Raw genomic sequence first — 17,636 nt, 5'->3', positions numbered from 1 at the left:
GAAGGAGTGGGCATGAGTGCGGCGGAGGAGACCGGCGTCGAGGAGCAGCCGTGGGGCGAGGTCAGCCCCGACGCGGCGAGGCGGCTGCTGATCGCCGCCGTCGAGGCCTTCGCCGAGCGCGGCTACCACGCGACGACGACCCGCGACATCGCGGGCCGCGCGGGGATGAGCCCCGCCGCGCTCTACATCCACTACAAAACCAAGGAAGAGCTGCTCCACCGCATCAGCGGGATCGGCCACGACAAGGCCCTGGCCATCCTGCGCACCGCGGCGGACGGCGAGGGCACCGCGGCCGAGCGGCTCGCGGCGGCCGTGCGCTCCTTCGTCGGCTGGCACGCCGCCCACCACATGACCGCCCGCGTGGTGCAGTACGAACTGGACGCGCTCGGCGAGGAGCACCGCACGGAGATCGTCGCGCTGCGCCGGCAGACGGACGCGGCGGTACGGGAGATCATCAACGACGGTGTGCGAGCCGGGGAGTTCGACGTCCCGGACGTGCCGGGCACCACGCTCGCCGTGCTCTCGCTCTGCATCGACGTGGCTCGCTGGTTCAACGCGGCGGGCCGCCGGACGCCCGACGAGGTCGGCGCGCTCTACGCCGACCTCGTGCTGCGCATGGTGGGCGCCCGCCCGGAGGCGGGGGCTCAGAAGTAGTAGCGCGACACCGACTCCGCCACGCACGCGGGCTTGTCGGCGCCCTCGCGCTCCACGGTCACCTGTGCCGTCACCTGTACGCCGCCGTCCTTCGTGGGCGTCACCTCGGTGAGCGTGGCGGTCGCCCGCAGCCGGGAGCCGACCGGCACGGGGGAGGGGAAGCGGACCTTGTTGGTGCCGTAGTTGATGCCCATCTTCATGCCCTCGACCCGCATGACCTGCGGTACGAGGCTCGGCAGCAGCGACAGGGTCAGATAGCCGTGCGCGATGGTCGTCCCGAAGGGGCCCGCGGCCGCCTTCTCGGCGTCCACGTGGATCCACTGGTGGTCGCCCGTCGCCTCGGCGAAGAGGTCGATCCGCTTCTGGTCGATCTCCAGCCAGTCGCTGTGCCCCAGCTGTTCGCCGACTCCGGCGCGCAGTTCCTCGGCCGACGTGAAGATCCTCGGCTCCGCCATGTCCCTGGCCTCCTAGACGTGTGCGACATACACAGACTGCGCGGACTAAGCGCTTGCTCAGCATGCGGGGTGCGTCGACGCGTGTCAACGGACCAGCCATTAGGGTTCGAGGGGTGCCCCAGATTCCAGAGAAAGTCCATGAACTGACGGTCGGCCAGCTGTCGGCCCGCAGCGGCGCCGCCGTCTCCGCCCTGCACTTCTACGAGTCCAAGGGCCTCATCGTCAGCCGCCGCACCCCGGGCAACCAGCGCCGCTACCACCGGGACACGCTGCGCCGCGTCGCCTTCATCCGCGCCTCCCAGCGCGTCGGCATCCCGCTCGCCACGATCCGCGAGGCCCTCGACTCGCTGCCCGAGGAGCGCACGCCCAACCGCGAGGACTGGGCGCACCTGTCGGAGCACTGGCGCGCGGAACTGGACGAGCGCATCAAGCAGTTGGGCCGGCTGCGCGACCACCTCACGGACTGCATCGGCTGCGGCTGCCTGTCCCTGGAGACCTGCGTGCTCTCCAACCCGGACGACGAGTTCGGCGAACGACTCACCGGCTCCCGCCTACTGGTGGAGCGCCGCCAGCGGTCCTGAGCGGGGGCGGGGGCGGCGCGCCGGGCTCACTCGCCGTACGGGGTGAGAGCGCGCGGGCTCACTCGCCGTACGGAGGTGAGAGGCGGCGCGCTCTCACCCGCAGTGCGGAGGCCGCGGGGATCACCCCGTAGTGGACGGGGCGGCAGGCGGGCTCGCCGGTAGTACGGGGCGGTACGCGGGCTCACCTGTAGCACGAGGGCGGTACGCGGGTCCGCTAGCCGTCCGGAGGCGAGGGCGGTGCGCGTCACCCGTGGCACGGGGGCGGCGCGCGGGCTCACCCCGTGGTGCACGGGGGCGGCACGCGGGCTCACCCGTAGCACGAGGGCGGTACGCGGGTCCGCTAGCCGTCCGGAGGCGAGGGCGGTGCGCGTCACCCGTGGCACGGGGGCGGCGCGCGGGCTCACCCCGTGGTGCACGGGGCGGCACGCGGGCTCACCCGTAGTAGGAGGGCGCCGCGCCGGGGTCGCCCCCTAGTGCACGGGGCCGCGCGCGGGCACCCGTAGCACGAAGGCCGCGGCGGCTCACTCGTACTCGGTGCCGCCCTTGCGTGTCAGATAGGCCGTGCTGATCGCCTTCGCGATGGCCCGACCGCCGGTGACCGGGCTGTGGCGCTCCACCGCCGGTCGGATCACCACGCCCTCGCGCAGATGCAGCTCGCGCCCCGACACCGTTTCGCGGCCCGAGGCGAGCTCCAGGACGCGCCCGGCGTCGTAAGGCCCCTCGTGCAGCCGCGGCACCAGTGGGAGTTCGCCGTCGAGCAGCTGCGCCGCGTCGAGCCAGCGCACCCGGCCGTCGATCTCCGCGCTGACGTCGAAGACGGCGTACCCGAGCGTGTCGCGCCGCCCGTCCGCGCCGTACGACAGGTCCTGCACCCCCTCGCCGTACACCTCCCCGAAGACGCCGACCCGGCGCGCCCCGAGCCGCTCGGCGAGCTTCGCCGCGGCGGCCGCGACGCCGTGGCCTTGGACCGCCCGCCAGTACAGATTGCGCGGGTCCTCCTGGAGGGCCAGCGACTTGGCGCCGAAGCCCTTGGAGGAGACGTGGACGCGCCCGCTCCCGGCGACGTACGTGACGAGGCAGGCCGAGCCGTGCAGCTTCTCGGTCACGACGACCGGCTCGCCGGGCGCGAAGATGCCGGGGTAGCGCTGGATGTTCTCGATGTCGACCCACGGCAGGAGCTCCGGCGCGGCCTCGACGTCGCCGTTCATCGTCGGCGGGATCGGCGGCACCCACTTGGTGACGCCGAGCCGCTCCGCGAAGTCCGTGCCCTCCCGTGCGGCCCGCGCCAGGTCGACGTCCGCGAGCGCCGCCGGGCGGCACACGATGCCCTGGGACAGCTCGCCGCGCAGCCGTACCGCCTTGACCCGGTCACGGTTGCCGCCGGCGAGGCGTCCCGTGAGGCCCAGTTCCTCGATCAGCCCGGCCGGCAGGACCGCCTGCTCCGGGATGTACACCGCGCTGTCCCCGGTCCGGTAGGCGCCCTTCGCGACGACCGCGCGGTACAGGCCCACCTGGGCGAGTTCGAGGGCGTCGGCGCCCGGATGCTCGTGGATCGTCAGGGTCTCGGCGGTGACGCGCAGCGTCGACATGGGTGGGTGCTCCTCAGGTGTCCGGGATGATCCCTCATCGCCGGTCACTCTCTCCCGGAGGCAAAGCAGGGGACTACCGAATTTTCCCCGTGGTATGGAACCGTGGGCGTGGGGCACCACACGACATCACTCAGGGGGAGGGCCGATGTCCGTTGCCATCTGCTCGTTGAAGTGGGACGCGGCGCAGGACGAGCCGCAGCGCATCAGGTACGACAGCGACGGCTACCACCTCGTGCGGTTCCCCTACGGGGCGGACGAGGAGTCGTACGACCCGTGGCACATGCACGACCCGGCCAAGGGCGGAACCGGCCCCGCGCGGTTCCCGAGCCCCCGCTCGGGGCTGATATGGCCCAGCCACGACGGCTGGGGCGTGCTCTCCGCGCTGGTCTTCTGGAAGCCGGACGGCGATCCCACCGAGTACCGCGCCCGCTTCGTCCGCGACCCGCTGGGCCTGGCGACCGGGTACGACTCGACGGGCACCACCGACTCCGCGCCCACCAGGGGCAGTCAGTTCAGGTCGTACGTCTGGCAGATGTTCGTCCACCCCGAGATCCCCGTCGGCCTGAAGATCTCGGCACGCGGCGTGGGAGACGTGAGGCTCGCCACGCCGCTGACGCACGCCCAGTTCAAGCTCGCCATACACACGGACGTGATCAGACCCTGAGCCACGCCCTGACCGCGCCGTTCCTCACGTCCGCACACCGAACGTCCGCACACCGAACGTCCTCACGCCGACACCAGTGTGCGCAGCGCGCGCGCTCGCGCACGGGCCACCGCGTCCGGCGTGAGCACCGGAGCGGGCACGACGATGCCGCAGCCCGTGCAGACCGCCCCCGAGGACGGCTCGTGCGCCAGGCCGCGCTTCCACACCAGGGAGGTGTCACCGCAGACCGGGCAGGAGGCGCCCGGCTCCCGCTCCAGCGCCGCGATCAGGCGGCGCAGCACTTCGGCCAGAGGGGCACGGGGGTGGACATCGGGGTCGTCGCACCAGGCGACCCCGCAGCCGCCCCAGGTGCGGCGGTGCCAGTCGTCGTCGCTGCCGGGGCGCCTGAGCCCGTCGTGCTTCTCCTTGCGGCGGCGCTCGGCGAAGTCCGCCTCGTAGGCGAGCCAGACCGCCCGCGCCGCCTCCAGCTCCTCCAGCGCGGCCACCAGCCTCGCCGGGTCGGGCGACCTGTCCTCGCACCCGAATCCCGCCCGGGAGCACAGATGGTCCCAGGTCGCCCGGTGTCCGTATGGGGCGAACCTCTCCAGGCACTTGCGCAGCGAGTAGCGCCGCAGTGCCAGATCGCTCTGCGGATCACGCACCTGTCTCGCGAGACTCCGGAATCCGGCCATCGCCCTGCACCTCCGTCACACGTACTTCGTACTGGTACCCCGTGTTCCGTATCTGCCGGCGTCGCAGTCGAGTCGAAGTCGAAACGACGTCGCCGAGTAGACGTATCGACACGCGATTCGGCTCCCTTTCGGGGCGACCCTTTTCGCCTGCCCGCGTGAGCTGTGCTGATGCGCCCACGAGGGGGGCGCGTTGTGGTGATTCGGAAAAGGCGAAGGTTGCTCATCTTTCCGGTTCGCCGACCCGCCAGTAACCTCCGCCGCAACCGCCTTCCGCAGGACCCCGGAGGAGCACCCATGCGACCACGCACCGTCAGACTCAGCACGCTCACGGCGGGGGCGGTGCTCGCCCTCGGCGCCGGTCTCCTGACACCGCTGACGGAGGCGGGGGCCGAGGCCGGGGCCGGGGCCGCGGCGGGGCAGTCGGCGGCGGACCGGCCCGCGGAGAGCGGCGACTACTGCGAGGGCCAGTGCGCGGACGTCCTGCCGCCCGGCGCCAACGGCAACGCGCCCCTCGCCGAGATCCTCGCCCACCGCGCCCTCGGCACCCGACCGGCGCACGCCGACGACCAGTTGGCCCCCTACGACGCGCTCTCCTCCGGCTATCCCTCACTCACCGACGACCGCCTCACCGAGTTCTTCGACGACGCCTCCTTCGGCGTGCGCGACGGTCAGGTCGCCTCCGTCACCAGGCCGCGCGACGACGTGACCATCACCCGCGACAAGAAGTACGGCATCCCGCACATCAAGGGCACCACCCGCTACGGCACCGAGTTCGGCGCGGGCTTCGCCGCCGGGCAGGACCGGCTCTGGCTCATCGACCTCTTCCGGCACATAGGCCGCGGGCAGCTGACCTCGTTCGCGGGCGGCGCGCCCGCCAATCAGGGACTTGAGCAGCAGTTCTGGCCGCAGGCCCCGTACACCGAGAAGGACCTGGAGAAGCAGGTCGAGTACATCAAGGAGACACAGGGCGAGCGCGGCAAGCAGGCCATGGCGGACGCACAGGCCTACGTCGACGGGCTCAACGCCTACCGCGTGAAGGCGAAGAACGGCCGCTACTTCCCCGGCGAGTACGTCCTCACCGGCAAGATCGACGCGATCACCAACGTCGGCGAGATCGAACCCTTCAAGGTAACGGACATGATCGCGCTGGCCTCCGTCGTCGGCGGCCTCTTCGGCAACGGCGGCGGCGGGGAGGTCGAATCCGCGCTCTCCCTCCTCAAGGCCCAGGAGAAGTACGGCGTCGAGAAGGGCACCGAGGTCTGGGAATCCTTCCGTGCCCGCAACGACCCCGAGGCCGTCCGGACCATCCACGACGGCACGAGCTTCCCGTATGCCGGAAAGCCGGACAAGGCGCGCGGCGTCGCGCTCCCCGACCCCGGATCGGTCGAGCGCGAGCAGCTCGTGTACGACCGTGAGGGCGGCGCGAGGACGGGCGCGAAAAACCCGGTGAAGGCCCCGAGGAAGCTCAAGCCGCTCCAGGGCATGTACGACAAGGGCGTCCTGCCCTCGGACCTCTTCCGGGCCGACGGCCACAAGAAGGGCATGTCGAACGCCCTGTTGGTCTCCGGCAAGCACACCGCGAGCGGCCACCCCGTCGCCGTCTTCGGCCCTCAGACCGGCTACTTCGCGCCGCAGCTCCTCATGCAGCAGGAACTCCAGGGCCCCGGTATCAGCGCGCGCGGCGTCTCCTTCGCGGGCGTCGGGATGTACGTCCAGCTGGGGCGCGGCCAGGACTACGCCTGGTCGGCGACCTCGGCCGGGCAGGACATCACCGACACGTACGCCGTCGAACTGTGCGAGCCGGGCGGCGGCACCCCCACCAAGCAGTCCACCGGCTACCTGTACCGGGGCGCCTGCACGCCCATGGAGAAGCTGGAGCGCAAGAACGCCTGGAAGCCGACCCTCGCCGACTCCACGGCCGCCGGCTCCTACCGCATGCAGGTCTTCCGCACCGAGTACGGCGTCGTGACGCACCGCGCGAGCGTCGACGGCAAGCCCGTCGCGTACGTCTCGCTGCGCTCCACCTACCGCCACGAGGCCGACTCGATCATCGGCTTCCAGATGCTGAACGACCCCGGATACGTGCGGGACGCCGCGAGCTTCATGAAGGCGGCACAGCACATCAGCTACGCCTTCAACTGGTTCTACGCCGACGCGCGCGACATCGCGTACTACAACAGCGGCGCCAACCCGGAGCGGGCCAAGGACATCGACCCGGCGCTGCCCGTCAAGGCCCAACAGGGGTACGAGTGGCGGGACTTCGATCCAGAGAACAACACCTCGGCGCAGACCCCGCCCGCCGAACACCCGCACTCCGTCAACCAGGACTACTACATCTCCTGGAACAACAAGCAGGCCAAGGACTTCAGCACGGCCGGCTTCGGGGTGAGCGCCGTGCACCGCGGTGACCTGCTCGACGGGCGGGTCAAGAAGCTCACCGAGGAGGGCGGCGTCACCCGCGCCTCACTGACCCGGGCCATGTCCGAGGCCGCCGTCACCGACCTGCGCGGCGAGCAGGTGCTGCCGGAACTGCTGAAAGTCGTACGGAGCAAGCCGGTCACCGATCCGCAAGTCGCCAAGGCGGTGCGGCAGTTGGCGGCATGGCGCAAGGCGGGCGCGCAGCGCAACCAGACGTCCGCGGGCTCCAAGACGTACGCCCACCCCGACGCCGTGCGCGTCATGGACGCCTGGTGGCCGCTGTTGATCAAGGCCCAGTTCGAACCGGGCATGGGCAAGGACCTGTATGACGCCCTGACCGCGCAGCTGAGCACCGACGAGGCGCCCTCGGCGGGCCACGGACCCACCGGGGCGCACGCCGGATCGGCCTTCCAGTACGGATGGTGGGGGTACGCCGACAAGGACCTCCGCAAGGTCCTCGGGCAGCCGGTCCAGGGCGAACCGGCCCACACCTACTGCGGCGACGGCACGCTCGACGCCTGCCGCGACACCCTGCTGACCACCCTCGCGCAGGCCGTCGCCAAGCCCGCCACGGAGGTCTATCCCGGCGACGACGCGTGCAGGGCCGGCGACCAGTGGTGCGCGGACGCGATCATCCACCGGGCGCTCGGCGGCATCACGCACAAGCCGGTCCAGTGGCAGAACCGTCCCACTTACCAGCAGGTCGTCGAGTTCCCCCGGCACCGTCCCTAGCCGTCAGGCCATCGGAATCCGCCCTGCGGCGAACACGGCGCGCGCCAGCTCCTCATGGCACACGTCGCTGTGCGCGCCACAGGGCGGTCCGCCGCGCCGCACCACCGACGCCGCGTCCACGCTCACACACCCCTTGGCGGGCAGCCGCTCGCCGAGCTCGACGCGCTTGGCTCCCTCCACCGCCCGGATGCCGCCGTAGCCGACGGCGCCCCACCGCTCCCACAGGCTCAAGAAACTCGTGGAGTCACCGGCCAGCTTCGACGCCAGGGGGTACAGCCGCCCCAGCGCGTCGTCGTGGCGCGAGTAGCAGGAGACCAGGGGGCCGTCGATACGCCGTTGTACGCCGCGCAGGGCGCCGCCGCGCGACCTGTCGTGGGGCAGCCGGTCGGCGAACGCGTAATGCGAGAAGGCCCCTTGGAGCAGCGTCACCGACTTCACCGTGCGGACGCCGGCGGGCATGCCGCGCAGCGCGTACGAGACGAGGCGGGCGCCGAAGCTGTGCCCGATGAGGTGCACCCTGATCCCGGGCGCGTCGGCGGCGAGCAGGCCGATGGCGGGGCCGAGCCCCAGCTGGCCGACCGCGCCCGCCCGGCGCTTCATCGCGTAGTAGGAGCCCTGCCGCAGCAGCTCGTGGGCGCCGTCCCACACGCGTTTGCGCAGCCCGCTGAGGAGTTCGGGCTGCCCGCTGTCCGCGCGGGCCGCCGCGAACACCTCGCAGACCTGGACCGCGTCGTCGGTGAGCATGGCGGGCTCGCCCGCGCCGGTGTCCTCCCCGAGATGGCGGGCCGGGCTCGTCTCGCGCAGGGAGACCAGCTCCCGTACGTGCCGTCCGAACTCGTAGACGCGGGAGGGGACGTCCGAGCGCTCCGCGAGCAGCTCGGCGATGCGGTCGAGCGTCGGGCCGTGGTCGGGGAAGGCGCGGTCCAGTGCCTGCCGGGTGGCCGCGTCGAGCAACGGTTCACCCGGCGGCGCGGGGGCGGCGGGCACCGCCGAGGGATCGAAGTCGGGGATGGGTTCGTCGGGGAAGCGGATGGCGGGCCACAGCACGCCGACGTAGCCGAGGCGCACTTCCGGCGCGGCCAGGCGCTGACAGGGGGCGAAGAAGCGCCGGTACAGCGAGCGGGCGCCCTTCTTGTCGTTGTTCCAGCCGTGCGCGAAGACCAGCAGATCGCAGACGCGTGCGCGTTCCGCGCCGGACAGCAGCTCCGCGCGCTGCGCGGTGTCGACGTCGCCGTCGGCGTCGAAGGTCAGTTCCCAGTAGGGCTTCACGCCCGTATGGTCCTGCCGCTTCGGCCACCTGGCCATACTCCGCGCGCGTCAGGTCAGTTCGCGCTCGCCGGTCTCCGGCAGCGCGAGGACGCACACCAGCGACACGACCGCCATCGCGCTCACGTACCAGCCCACCGAGGAGGAGCCGAACGCCGACTGGAGCCGGGTCGCCACCAGCGGCGACACCGCGCCGCCGAGGACACCGCCGAGGTTGTAGGCGAGCGAGGCGCCCGAGTAGCGGACGTTCGTGCCGAACAGCTCGGGTAGATAGGCGCCCATCGGGCCGTAGACCACGCCCATGCAGAACAGGGCCCCGCCGAGCGCGAGCGCGATCAGCGCCGGCTGCTCGGTGTCCAGGAGCGGGAAGAGGACGAGCCCCCACACCGCCGAGAGCCCCGCGCCCGCGAGGACCAGCCTGCGTCGCCCGGCGCCGTCGGAGCGCGTCGCGGCGAGCCAGGTGCCGGCCGCGAGGAAGAGGCAGGCCACGAGAGACAGTCCCAGCATGGTGTTGCGGGGGACGTCCAGGGTGCCGGTGGCGTAGGCGAGGCAGTAGGTCGTCGCGGTGTAGAAGAGGCCGTACGCGACGACCATGCCGCCCGCGCCGAGCAGCAGTTCGCGCGGGTGGCGGCGGAGCACGTCGAGCGCGGGGACCTTGCTGGCCTCCTGCGCCTCCATGACCTTCGCGAAGACCGGCGTCTCGCTGATCCGCAGCCGCACGAAGAGGCCGACGCCGACGAGCAGGAAGGAGAGCAGGAACGGCACGCGCCAGCCCCAGCCGCGAAACGCGTCGTCGGAGAGCACGGACGAGAGCAGCCAGAAGACGCCGGTCGCCGCGAAGAACCCGACCGAGGGCCCGAGTTGGGGGAAGGCCGCGTACAGTCCGCGCTTCTTCTTCGGCGCGTGCTCCACCGCGAGCAGCGCCGCCCCGCCCCACTCGCCGCCGAGCCCGATGCCCTGGAGGAAACGGAGCAGGATCAGCAGCAGCGGCGCCCAGACGCCGAGGGTGCCGTAGCCGGGGAGGAGCCCGACGAGGGCGGTCGAGAGGCCCATCAGGAGCAGCGAGGCCACCAGGACGGACTTGCGGCCCACCCGGTCGCCGAAGTGGCCGAAGACCACCGAGCCGATGGGCCGCGCCGCGAACGCCACCGCGTACGTGGAGAACGACGCGAGGGTGGCGTTGACCGGGTCGAGGGTCGGGAAGAACGCCTGGTTCAGGACGAGGGCGGCCGCCGTGCCGTAGATGTAGAAGTCGTAGAACTCGATGGCCGTCCCGATGAAGGAGGCCACGGCGACCCGCCGCATGCTCTCCGGGCTGCCTTCGGCGCCCTGCGCGTCGGGGGTGGCCGGCTGTTTCTTCGCTGCCGTCGTTTCGCTTGCTGTCGTTTCGCTCCGCACGAGCGGCACTCTCATGGTGGATGTAGGGGCCAGTCAATACCTGGGACGGCCTGTCTCGTCCCATGAGACCGCCGGTGGGGCCGGGTCGGCCGCCCCCCTTTCGCCACGACATACCGACTGGTTAGTCTGCCGTGTCAGACGGGCCGCCCGAGCTGTGGTCGAATCGTGGTCGAGTCCGTGGTCGAGTCCGACGTCGAAGGAGACCGGTCGTGGAGACCCTGCGGGACAAGGGAGTTGTCGTCACCGGCGCCGGGGGCGGGATCGGGGCCGCGCTCGCCCGCCGCTTCGCCGCCGAGGGGGCGCGCGTCGTCGTCAACGACCTGGACGGGGCCAAGGCGCGGGCCGTCGCCGACGAGGTGGGCGGCATCGCCGTCCCCGGCGACGCCTCGCTGATCGTGCCGCAGGCCGCCGAGGCGCTCGGCGGCACGGTCGACGTGTACTGCGCCAACGCCGGGCTCGGCTCCGGCGGCAGCGAGGCCGCGCCCGAGGCGGTCTGGGCCGCGGCCTGGGACGTCAACGTCATGGCGCACGTACGGGCGGCGCACGCGCTGCTGCCCGGCTGGCTGGAGCGCGGCAGCGGACGCTTCGTCTCCACCGTCTCCGCGGCCGGCCTGCTCACCATGATCGGCGCCGCGCCCTACAGCGTGACCAAGCACGGCGCGTACGCCTTCGCCGAATGGCTCTCGCTCACCTACCGCCACCGCGGCCTCAAGGTCCACGCCATCTGCCCGCAGGGCGTGCGCACCGACATGCTCGCCGCCACCGGCAGCGCGGGCGACCTCGTCCTCACGCCCACCGCGATCGAACCGGAGGACGTCGCCGACGCGCTCTTCGCGGGCATGGCCGAGGACCGCTTCCTGATCCTGCCGCACCCGGAGGTCGCCGCGTACTACGAGGCGCGCGCCGCCACCCCCGACAAGTGGCTGACCGGAATGAACCACATCCAGCAGAAGTGGGAGGCGACGCAGCGATGACCGAATCATCCGAGGCCCCCCGGGTCTCTGAGGCTTCCCGGACCCCCGAGGCCCCGAACGGCTCCATCTACGCCGCCAAGCCCTGGCTCGCCCGCCTCAACGACGCCCAGCGCACCGCCGTCACCCCCGCCGCCTCCGTGGTGCACGCCTTCCGCGCCGCCGTCGCCAGAGCCCCGGAACACACCGCCCTCGCCTACTTCGACGGCTGCCTCAGCTACCGCGAGACGGACGCCCTCAGCGACTCCGTCGCAGGCCACCTGGCCGCGCGCGGCGTCGCGCGGGGCGACCGCGTCGCGATCCTCCTCCAGAACACCCCGCACTTCGTGCTCGCCCTCCTCGGCGCCTGGAAGGCGGGCGCGACGGTCGTGCCCGTCAACCCCATGTACAAGTCGGCGGAGGTCGCCCACGTCCTCGCCGACGCCGGCGTGACCGCGCTGATCTGCGCGGACCGCGCCTGGGAGACGTATCTGCGCGACACGGCGGCGGGCTCGTCGGTGCGCGTCGTGCTCACCGCCTGCCAGCTCGGCCTCCAGAGCCGGAACGACACCCGCGTCCTGGACTTCGAGCGCCTGCCGGTCCCGGCCGACGCCGACGACCTGGTGACGGTCGCGCGCCAGGGGCTCCCGCCCCCGCCGACCGCGAACTCGGCCCGTCCGACGTGGCCCTCATCAGCTACACATCCGGCACGAGCGGCACCCCGAAGGGCGCCACGAACACCCACGGCAACATCACCTACAACGCCGAACGCCAGCGCACCGGCTCCGGCATCCCCGAAGGCGCCTGCTACTTCGCGCTGGCGCCGCTCTTCCACATCACCGGCATGGTCGCGCAGCTCGCGGGCTGTATCGCCAACGCGGGGACCCTCGCCCTCACCTACCGCTTCGAGGCCGGGGTCGTCCTCGACGCCTTCGCCGAGCACCGCCCCGCGTACACCGTCGGCCCGTCCACGGCCTTCATGGCGCTCGCCGCCCACCCCTCGGCGACGCGCGCCCACTTCGACTCCTTCGTGCTGATCTCCTCGGGCGGCGCGCCGCTGCCCCCGGCCCTGGTGGAGAAGTTCCGCGCCGCCTTCGGCCCCTACCTCCACAACGGCTACGGCCTCACCGAGTGCACCGCGCCCTGCGCCTCCGTGCCCCCGGGCCAGGAGGCGCCCGTCGACCCGTTCTCCGGCACCCTCGCCGTCGGCGTCCCGGGCCCCGAGACGGTCGTCCGCATCCTGGACGAGGCGGGCCAGGAGGTCCCCTTCGGCGAGCACGGTGAGATCGTCGTACGAGGACCCCAGGTCGTCCCCGGTTACTGGCGCCGCCCCGACGCCACCGCCGAGGCCTTTCCCGGCGGCGAACTGCGCACCGGAGACATCGGATTCATGGACCCGGCCGGCTGGCTCTACGTCGTCGACCGCAAGAAGGACATGATCAACGCGTCCGGCTTCAAGGTCTGGCCCCGCGAGGTCGAGGACGTCCTCTACTCCCACCCGGCCGTGCGCGAGGCGGCCGTCGTCGGCGTGCCCGACAGCTACCGAGGGGAGAGCGTCAAGGCGTACGTCAGCCTCAGCCCGGGCAGCGACACCGGCCCCGAGGAGCTGACGGCGTACTGCAAGGAGCGGCTGGCCGCGTACAAATACCCGCGCGAGGTCGAGATCCTGACGGAACTGCCGAAGACGACAAGTGGGAAGATCCTCCGGCGGGAACTGCGTTCCCTCCCGATGGACAGCCCGATGGACAGTCAGTGACACGAAAGGCAGGTGGCGGCAGTGGCCAGGACGACGGACGGTGACGGCACGCCCGTCCCGCAGCGGCTACTGGCCGCCGCCACCCGGCTCTTCGCCGACCAGGGCTACGACCGCACCTCGGTGCAGGAGATCGTGGAGGCGGCCGGCGTCACCAAGGGCGCGCTCTACCACTACTTCGGCTCCAAGGACGACCTGCTGCACGAGGTCTACGCCCGCATGCTCCGCGTCCAGCAGGAGCGGCTGGACGCCATCGCGGACGCGGACGCCCCCGTCGAGCGGCGGGTCCGCGACGCCGCCGCGGACGTCGTGGTCACCACCATCGACAACCTCGACGACGCCTCGATCTTCTTCCGCTCCATGCACCACCTCGGCCCCGAGAAGAACAAGCAGGTGCGCGCCGAGCGGCGCCGCTACCACGAGCGCTTCCGGGCCCTGATCGAGGAGGGCCAGGAGTCGGGCGTCTTCTCCGCGGCGACCCCGGCGGACCTGGTGGTGGACTACCACTTCGGCTCCGTCCACCACCTGTCCACCTGGTACCGCCCCGAGGGCCCCCTGACGCCGCAACAGGTGGCGGACCACTTGGCGGACCTGCTCCTGCGCGCGCTGCGCCCGTGATGGGCGCCCCGTAGGGGCGCGGGGAACTGCGCGAGCAACCACGACGCGCCCGCAGACGGAACACGCCCCGCACCTCCTACACGTACCGCTTGAGCTCCCGCCGCGCCAGCGACCGCTGATGCACCTCGTCAGGCCCATCGGCCAGTCTCAGCGTCCTCGCCGCGGCCCACAGCTCCGCCAGCGGGAAGTCCTGGCTCACCCCGCCCGCGCCGTGCACCTGCACGGCCCGGTCGAGGATGTCGACCACCGTCCGCGGCGTGGCGATCTTGATGGCCTGGATCTCCGTGTGGGCACCGCGGTTGCCGACCGTGTCCATCAGCCAGGCCGTCTTCAGGACGAGCAGCCGCAGCTGCTCCACGGCGACCCGTGCGTCCGCGATCCACTCCTGTACGACGCCCTGCTGGGCCAGCGGCTTGCCGAACGCGGTACGCGCGACCGCCCGCCGGCACATCAGCTCGATGGCCCGCTCGGCCATGCCGATGAGCCGCATGCAGTGGTGGATGCGGCCGGGCCCGAGCCGCGCCTGCGCGATGGCGAAGCCGCCGCCCTCCTCGCCGATGAGGTTCGCCGCGGGCACCCGGACGCCGTCGAAGACGACTTCCGCGTGGCCCCCGTGGTAGTGGTCCTCGTACCCGTACACCCGCATGGCGCGCCGCACTTCGAGGCCGGGGGTGTCGCGCGGGACCAGCACCATGGACTGCTGGCGGCGTATGTCGGCGCCGTCCGGGTCGGTCTTGCCCATCACGATGAAGATCTCGCAGTCCGGGTTCATCGCCCCGGAGATGTACCACTTGCGGCCCGAGACGACGTACTCGGAGCCGTCCGCCGACCGCTCGATGAGGGTCGTGATGTTCGTGGCGTCCGACGACGCCACCTCCGGCTCGGTCATCGCGAACGCCGAGCGGATCTCCCCGGCGAGCAGCGGCTCCAGCCACCGCTTCTTCTGCTCGGCGGTGCCGAACTGCGCGAGCACCTCCATGTTGCCGGTGTCCGGCGCCGCGCAGTTCAGCGCGGTGGGTGCCAGCTGCGGGGAGCGGCCGGTGATCTCGGCGAGCGGTGCGTACTGGAGGTTGGTGAGCCCCGCGCCGTGTTCCGCGTCGGGAAGGAAGAGATTCCACAGGCCCTGCCTGCGGGCCTCGGCCTTCAGCTCCTCGACCACGGCCGGGGTCTGCCACGGGGAGGCGAGGGCGGCGCGCTGCTCGTCGGCGACGGCCTCGGCCGGGTACACGTGCTCGTCCATGAAGGCGAGCAGCTTCGCGCGCAGCTCTTCGGTGCGGGCGTCGTATGCGAAGTCCATGGCGCTGTCTCAGCCTTCCTGTCCCTGGAGCGTGCGGTGGCCGTGCTCGATGAAGACCGGCACCAGCTCGCCGATCCGGTCGAAGCCCGCGCCGACCGTCTGGCCGAGCGTGTAGCGGTAGTGGATGCCCTCCAGGATCACGGCGAGCTTGAACCACGCGAAGGCGGTGTACCAGGAGACCGCGGAGACGTCGCGCCCCGAGCGCGCGGCGTACCGTTCGATCAGCTCGGCAGGGTCGGGGTGGCCGGGCGCGCCCGCCGTGGTGCTGACGGGGGAGTCGGGCACCTCCAGCCTCGCGCTGTACATCACCAGCAGGCCGAGGTCGGTGAGCGGATCGCCGAGCGTGGACATCTCCCAGTCGAGGATGGCCTTGATCCGGTCGTCCTCGCCGATCAGGACGTTGTCCAGGCGGTAGTCGCCGTGGATGACGGTAGGCGCGGGCGAGGCGGGCAGGGAGCGCCCGAGCGCCGCGTGCAGCTCGTCGACGCCGGGGAGGTCGCGGTTGCGGGACGCGTCCAGCTGCTTGCCCCAGCGGCGCAGCTGACGGTCGAGGAAGCCGTCGGGCCGTCCGAAGTCGCCGAGGCCGACGGCCGCCGGGTCCACGGCGTGCAGGTCGACGAGGGTGTCGACGAGGCCGAGCACCGCGGCGCGGGTGCGCTCGGGGCCGAGGGGCGCGAGCTCCTCGGCGGTGCGGTACGGCGTGCCGTCCACGAACTCCATCACGTAGAAGGGCGCCCCTATGACGGTGTCGTCGTCACAGAGCAGCACGGGGGCGGGCACCGGCACGTTCGTGGGGTGCAGCGCCTCGATCACCCGGTGCTCGCGCCTCATGTCGTGCGCGGTGGCCAGCACGTGGCCGAGCGGGGGCCGCCGCACGACCCAGCGCGAGACGCCGTCGGTCACGGCGTACGTGAGGTTGGACCGGCCGCCCTCGATGAGCCGGGCGGTGAGCGGCCCGCCCACCAGACCCGGCCGCTCGCGGTCGAGGTGGCCGCGCAACTGGTTGAGGTCGAGGCCCGGCGGATGGTCTGCGCTCATCTTCGCTCCTGATCGGCGTGGTGGTGGCGTGCCACCCCATGATGCCGACCAGTCGGTATGCCGTCCAGAGCGAGGGCGCCCCCTCAGGGGCGCGGGGCACCGCGCGACCGGGCGTGGCCGCGCCCGCGGCCGGTCGGCGCGCCGGTGAACCGCTCAGTGATCGTCCCAGTGCCCCTCGTGGGCGGCGTGCCGATGTCCGTCGTGCACATAGTCGACGTGGTCGCCGTGCAGGACGGAGTCGTGGCCGCAGCCGTCGCCGTGCTGATGGTCGTGGCCATGGTGCGCGACGTGGCCGGCCGGCTCGCACTCGTCGTAGTGGTCGCTGTGGCGGCGGTGCAGGTGGCCGTCGTGCGCGTAGTCGACGTGGTCGCCGTGCGGCACCTCGGGGTGGCCGCAGGCCGGGCCGTGGATGTGGTCGTGCACCGGGTGTTCGTGATGGAGCGTGGTCATGACGCGCACCTTCTGTGACTTCCGGGGAGGCTGACCCTCTCAGGCTAGCCCTCGATGCCCCCTTTTATTCCTTTATGTCAGTCTGGCGATGTTTCCCCGACCTCCGCGCAGGTGACCCATGCGGGTGTCCCGTGAAAGCGACCCCACGAAGGTGGCCCCCCATGAAGGCGATCAGCTACAGCGGCTACGGCGGACCCGACGTCCTGGAATACGGCGAGGTGCGCGACCCCAAGGTCGGCCCCGACTCCGTCCTCGTGAAGGTGCGTGCCGCGGCCGTGAATCCCGTCGACTGGAAGTGCCGCGAGGGCTACCTCGACGGCCTCCTCGACCCCGTCTTCCCGGTGATCCCGGGCTGGGACGTCGCCGGAGTGGTGGTCCATCCGGGCGCCTCGGCCCCGGAGTTCGCCGTCGGTGACGAGGTCATCGGATATGTGCGCGAGGACCTCCTCTCCCGCGGCACCTTCGCGGAGTACGTCGCCGCGCCCGTGCGCACCCTCGCCCCCAAGCCGCGCAACCTCAGCTTCGAGGAGGCCGCGGGGCTGCCGCTCGCCGGACTCACCGCGTACCAGGTGATGGTCAAGGCGCTCCAGGTCAAGGACGGCGACACCGTCCTCGTGCACGCGGCGGCCGGCGGCGTCGGCTCCCTCGCGGTGCAGCTCGGGCGGCACGCCGGCGCCCGCGTGATCGGGACGGCCAGTGAACGCAACCACGACTTCCTGCGGGAGCTGGGCGCGGAGCCGGTGACGTACGGGGACGGCCTGGTCGAACGGGTCCGCGCCCTCGCGCCCGACGGTGTCGACGCGGCCTTCGACACGATCGGCGGCGACACCCTCAAGGCGTCCGCCGAACTCCTCGCGAGCGGCGGCCGGCTGGCGTCCATCGCGGACGGCGGGGTGCTGGGTCTCGGCGGCCACTACTGCTTCGTCCGCCCCGACGCGGCGGACCTGCTGCGGCTGACGGAGCTCGCGGAACAGGGCGTGGTGACGGTCCACGTCGACAAGACGTTCCCACTGGAGCGGGCCGCAGACGCCCACCGCCTGAGCGAGGAGGGCCGCACGCGCGGCAAGATCGTCGTGACGGTGGAGCACCAGGACTGACCCGC

At 72.0% G+C, this 17,636-nt stretch carries 15 protein-coding genes and 1 pseudogene; 8 read left to right on the top strand and 8 right to left on the bottom strand.

Annotated elements, in window-relative coordinates; all coding sequences use genetic code 11:
* Positions 1-12: 12 nt before the first annotated feature.
* On the top strand, positions 13-654 hold the full coding sequence (locus tag ACOBQB_RS17330; protein ID WP_423592766.1) for a TetR/AcrR family transcriptional regulator: 642 nt from the start codon (positions 13-15) through the stop codon (positions 652-654).
* Here the strand turns inward: ACOBQB_RS17330 and ACOBQB_RS17325 are convergent.
* A complete protein-coding gene (locus tag ACOBQB_RS17325; RefSeq protein WP_423592765.1) occupies positions 645-1,109 on the bottom strand; it encodes a MaoC family dehydratase in 465 nt (154 codons plus the stop codon). The genes ACOBQB_RS17330 and ACOBQB_RS17325 overlap by 10 nt on opposite strands.
* A gap of 113 nt (positions 1,110-1,222) precedes the next feature.
* Here ACOBQB_RS17325 and soxR point away from each other — a divergent pair, with 113 nt between their 5' ends.
* A complete protein-coding gene (gene soxR / locus ACOBQB_RS17320) occupies positions 1,223-1,690 on the top strand; it encodes a redox-sensitive transcriptional activator SoxR (protein ID WP_423592763.1) in 468 nt (155 codons plus the stop codon).
* Between the two features lie 521 nt (positions 1,691-2,211).
* Here soxR and ACOBQB_RS17315 read toward each other — a convergent pair.
* Positions 2,212-3,279: an RNA ligase (ATP) gene (locus ACOBQB_RS17315; protein ID WP_423592761.1), complete on the bottom strand. Its 1,068-nt coding sequence runs from the start codon at positions 3,277-3,279 to the stop codon at positions 2,212-2,214.
* Positions 3,280-3,424: 145 nt separating this feature from the next.
* Between ACOBQB_RS17315 and ACOBQB_RS17310 the strand changes: the two genes are divergently transcribed.
* Positions 3,425-3,943 carry a hypothetical protein gene (locus tag ACOBQB_RS17310; RefSeq protein WP_423592760.1) on the top strand — a complete coding sequence of 173 codons (519 nt, stop codon included), beginning with the start codon at positions 3,425-3,427 and terminating at the stop codon, positions 3,941-3,943.
* A 62-nt stretch (positions 3,944-4,005) separates the two neighbouring features.
* On the opposite strand, the gene ACOBQB_RS17305 is transcribed toward ACOBQB_RS17310, so the two are convergent.
* Positions 4,006-4,614, bottom strand: a complete 609-nt coding sequence (locus ACOBQB_RS17305) for a hypothetical protein (protein ID WP_423592759.1) — start codon at positions 4,612-4,614, stop codon at positions 4,006-4,008.
* Between the two features lie 294 nt (positions 4,615-4,908).
* Here ACOBQB_RS17305 and ACOBQB_RS17300 point away from each other — a divergent pair, with 294 nt between their 5' ends.
* On the top strand, positions 4,909-7,764 hold the full coding sequence (locus ACOBQB_RS17300; protein WP_423592758.1) for a penicillin acylase family protein: 2,856 nt from the start codon (positions 4,909-4,911) through the stop codon (positions 7,762-7,764).
* 3 nt (positions 7,765-7,767) lie between these two features.
* Here the strand turns inward: ACOBQB_RS17300 and ACOBQB_RS17295 are convergent, their stop codons facing one another.
* Both ACOBQB_RS17295 and ACOBQB_RS17290 read right to left on the bottom strand, forming a co-directional pair.
* Complete coding sequence (locus ACOBQB_RS17295; protein WP_423592756.1) at positions 7,768-9,069, bottom strand: serine-threonine protein kinase; 1,302 nt, start codon at positions 9,067-9,069, stop codon at positions 7,768-7,770.
* Positions 9,070-9,081: 12 nt separating this feature from the next.
* A complete protein-coding gene (locus ACOBQB_RS17290) occupies positions 9,082-10,335 on the bottom strand; it encodes an MFS transporter (RefSeq protein WP_423598544.1) in 1,254 nt (417 codons plus the stop codon).
* A gap of 311 nt (positions 10,336-10,646) precedes the next feature.
* On the opposite strand from ACOBQB_RS17290, the gene ACOBQB_RS17285 reads away from it, so the two are divergent.
* The 3 genes and pseudogenes from ACOBQB_RS17285 to ACOBQB_RS17275 all read left to right on the top strand — a co-directional run bounded on the left by ACOBQB_RS17285 (position 10,647) and on the right by ACOBQB_RS17275 (position 13,749).
* On the top strand, positions 10,647-11,402 hold the full coding sequence (locus tag ACOBQB_RS17285) for an SDR family oxidoreductase (protein WP_423598542.1): 756 nt from the start codon (positions 10,647-10,649) through the stop codon (positions 11,400-11,402).
* Positions 11,399-13,134 (top strand): annotated as a pseudogene (locus ACOBQB_RS17280) (class I adenylate-forming enzyme family protein). Before ACOBQB_RS17285 ends, ACOBQB_RS17280 begins: the two are co-directional and overlap by 4 nt.
* A 21-nt stretch (positions 13,135-13,155) precedes the next feature.
* Positions 13,156-13,749 (top strand): TetR/AcrR family transcriptional regulator, encoded by a 594-nt coding sequence (locus ACOBQB_RS17275; protein WP_423592754.1) that lies wholly within the window; start codon positions 13,156-13,158, stop codon positions 13,747-13,749.
* 76 nt (positions 13,750-13,825) lie between these two features.
* Here ACOBQB_RS17275 and ACOBQB_RS17270 read toward each other — a convergent pair whose 3' ends face one another.
* From ACOBQB_RS17270 to ACOBQB_RS17260, 3 genes are all read right to left on the bottom strand, one after another.
* Positions 13,826-15,046 (bottom strand): acyl-CoA dehydrogenase family protein, encoded by a 1,221-nt coding sequence (locus tag ACOBQB_RS17270; RefSeq protein ID WP_423592752.1) that lies wholly within the window; start codon positions 15,044-15,046, stop codon positions 13,826-13,828.
* Positions 15,047-15,055: 9 nt separating this feature from the next.
* Positions 15,056-16,084: a phosphotransferase family protein gene (locus tag ACOBQB_RS17265; protein ID WP_423592751.1), complete on the bottom strand. Its 1,029-nt coding sequence runs from the start codon at positions 16,082-16,084 to the stop codon at positions 15,056-15,058.
* Positions 16,085-16,237: 153 nt separating this feature from the next.
* Complete coding sequence (locus ACOBQB_RS17260; protein WP_423592749.1) at positions 16,238-16,534, bottom strand: hypothetical protein; 297 nt, start codon at positions 16,532-16,534, stop codon at positions 16,238-16,240.
* 161 nt (positions 16,535-16,695) lie between these two features.
* Here ACOBQB_RS17260 and ACOBQB_RS17255 point away from each other — a divergent pair, with 161 nt between their 5' ends.
* Positions 16,696-17,631, top strand: coding sequence for an NADP-dependent oxidoreductase (locus ACOBQB_RS17255; protein WP_423592748.1), 936 nt, complete (start codon positions 16,696-16,698; stop codon positions 17,629-17,631).
* The last annotated feature ends 5 nt before the right edge of the window (positions 17,632-17,636 follow it).

The organism is Streptomyces sp. G5(2025), from assembly GCF_049542075.1.
Classification (GTDB): domain Bacteria; phylum Actinomycetota; class Actinomycetes; order Streptomycetales; family Streptomycetaceae; genus Streptomyces.
Note: the sequence above shows the minus strand (reverse complement) of the source record. Positions and strands in the feature narration are given on the sequence as shown.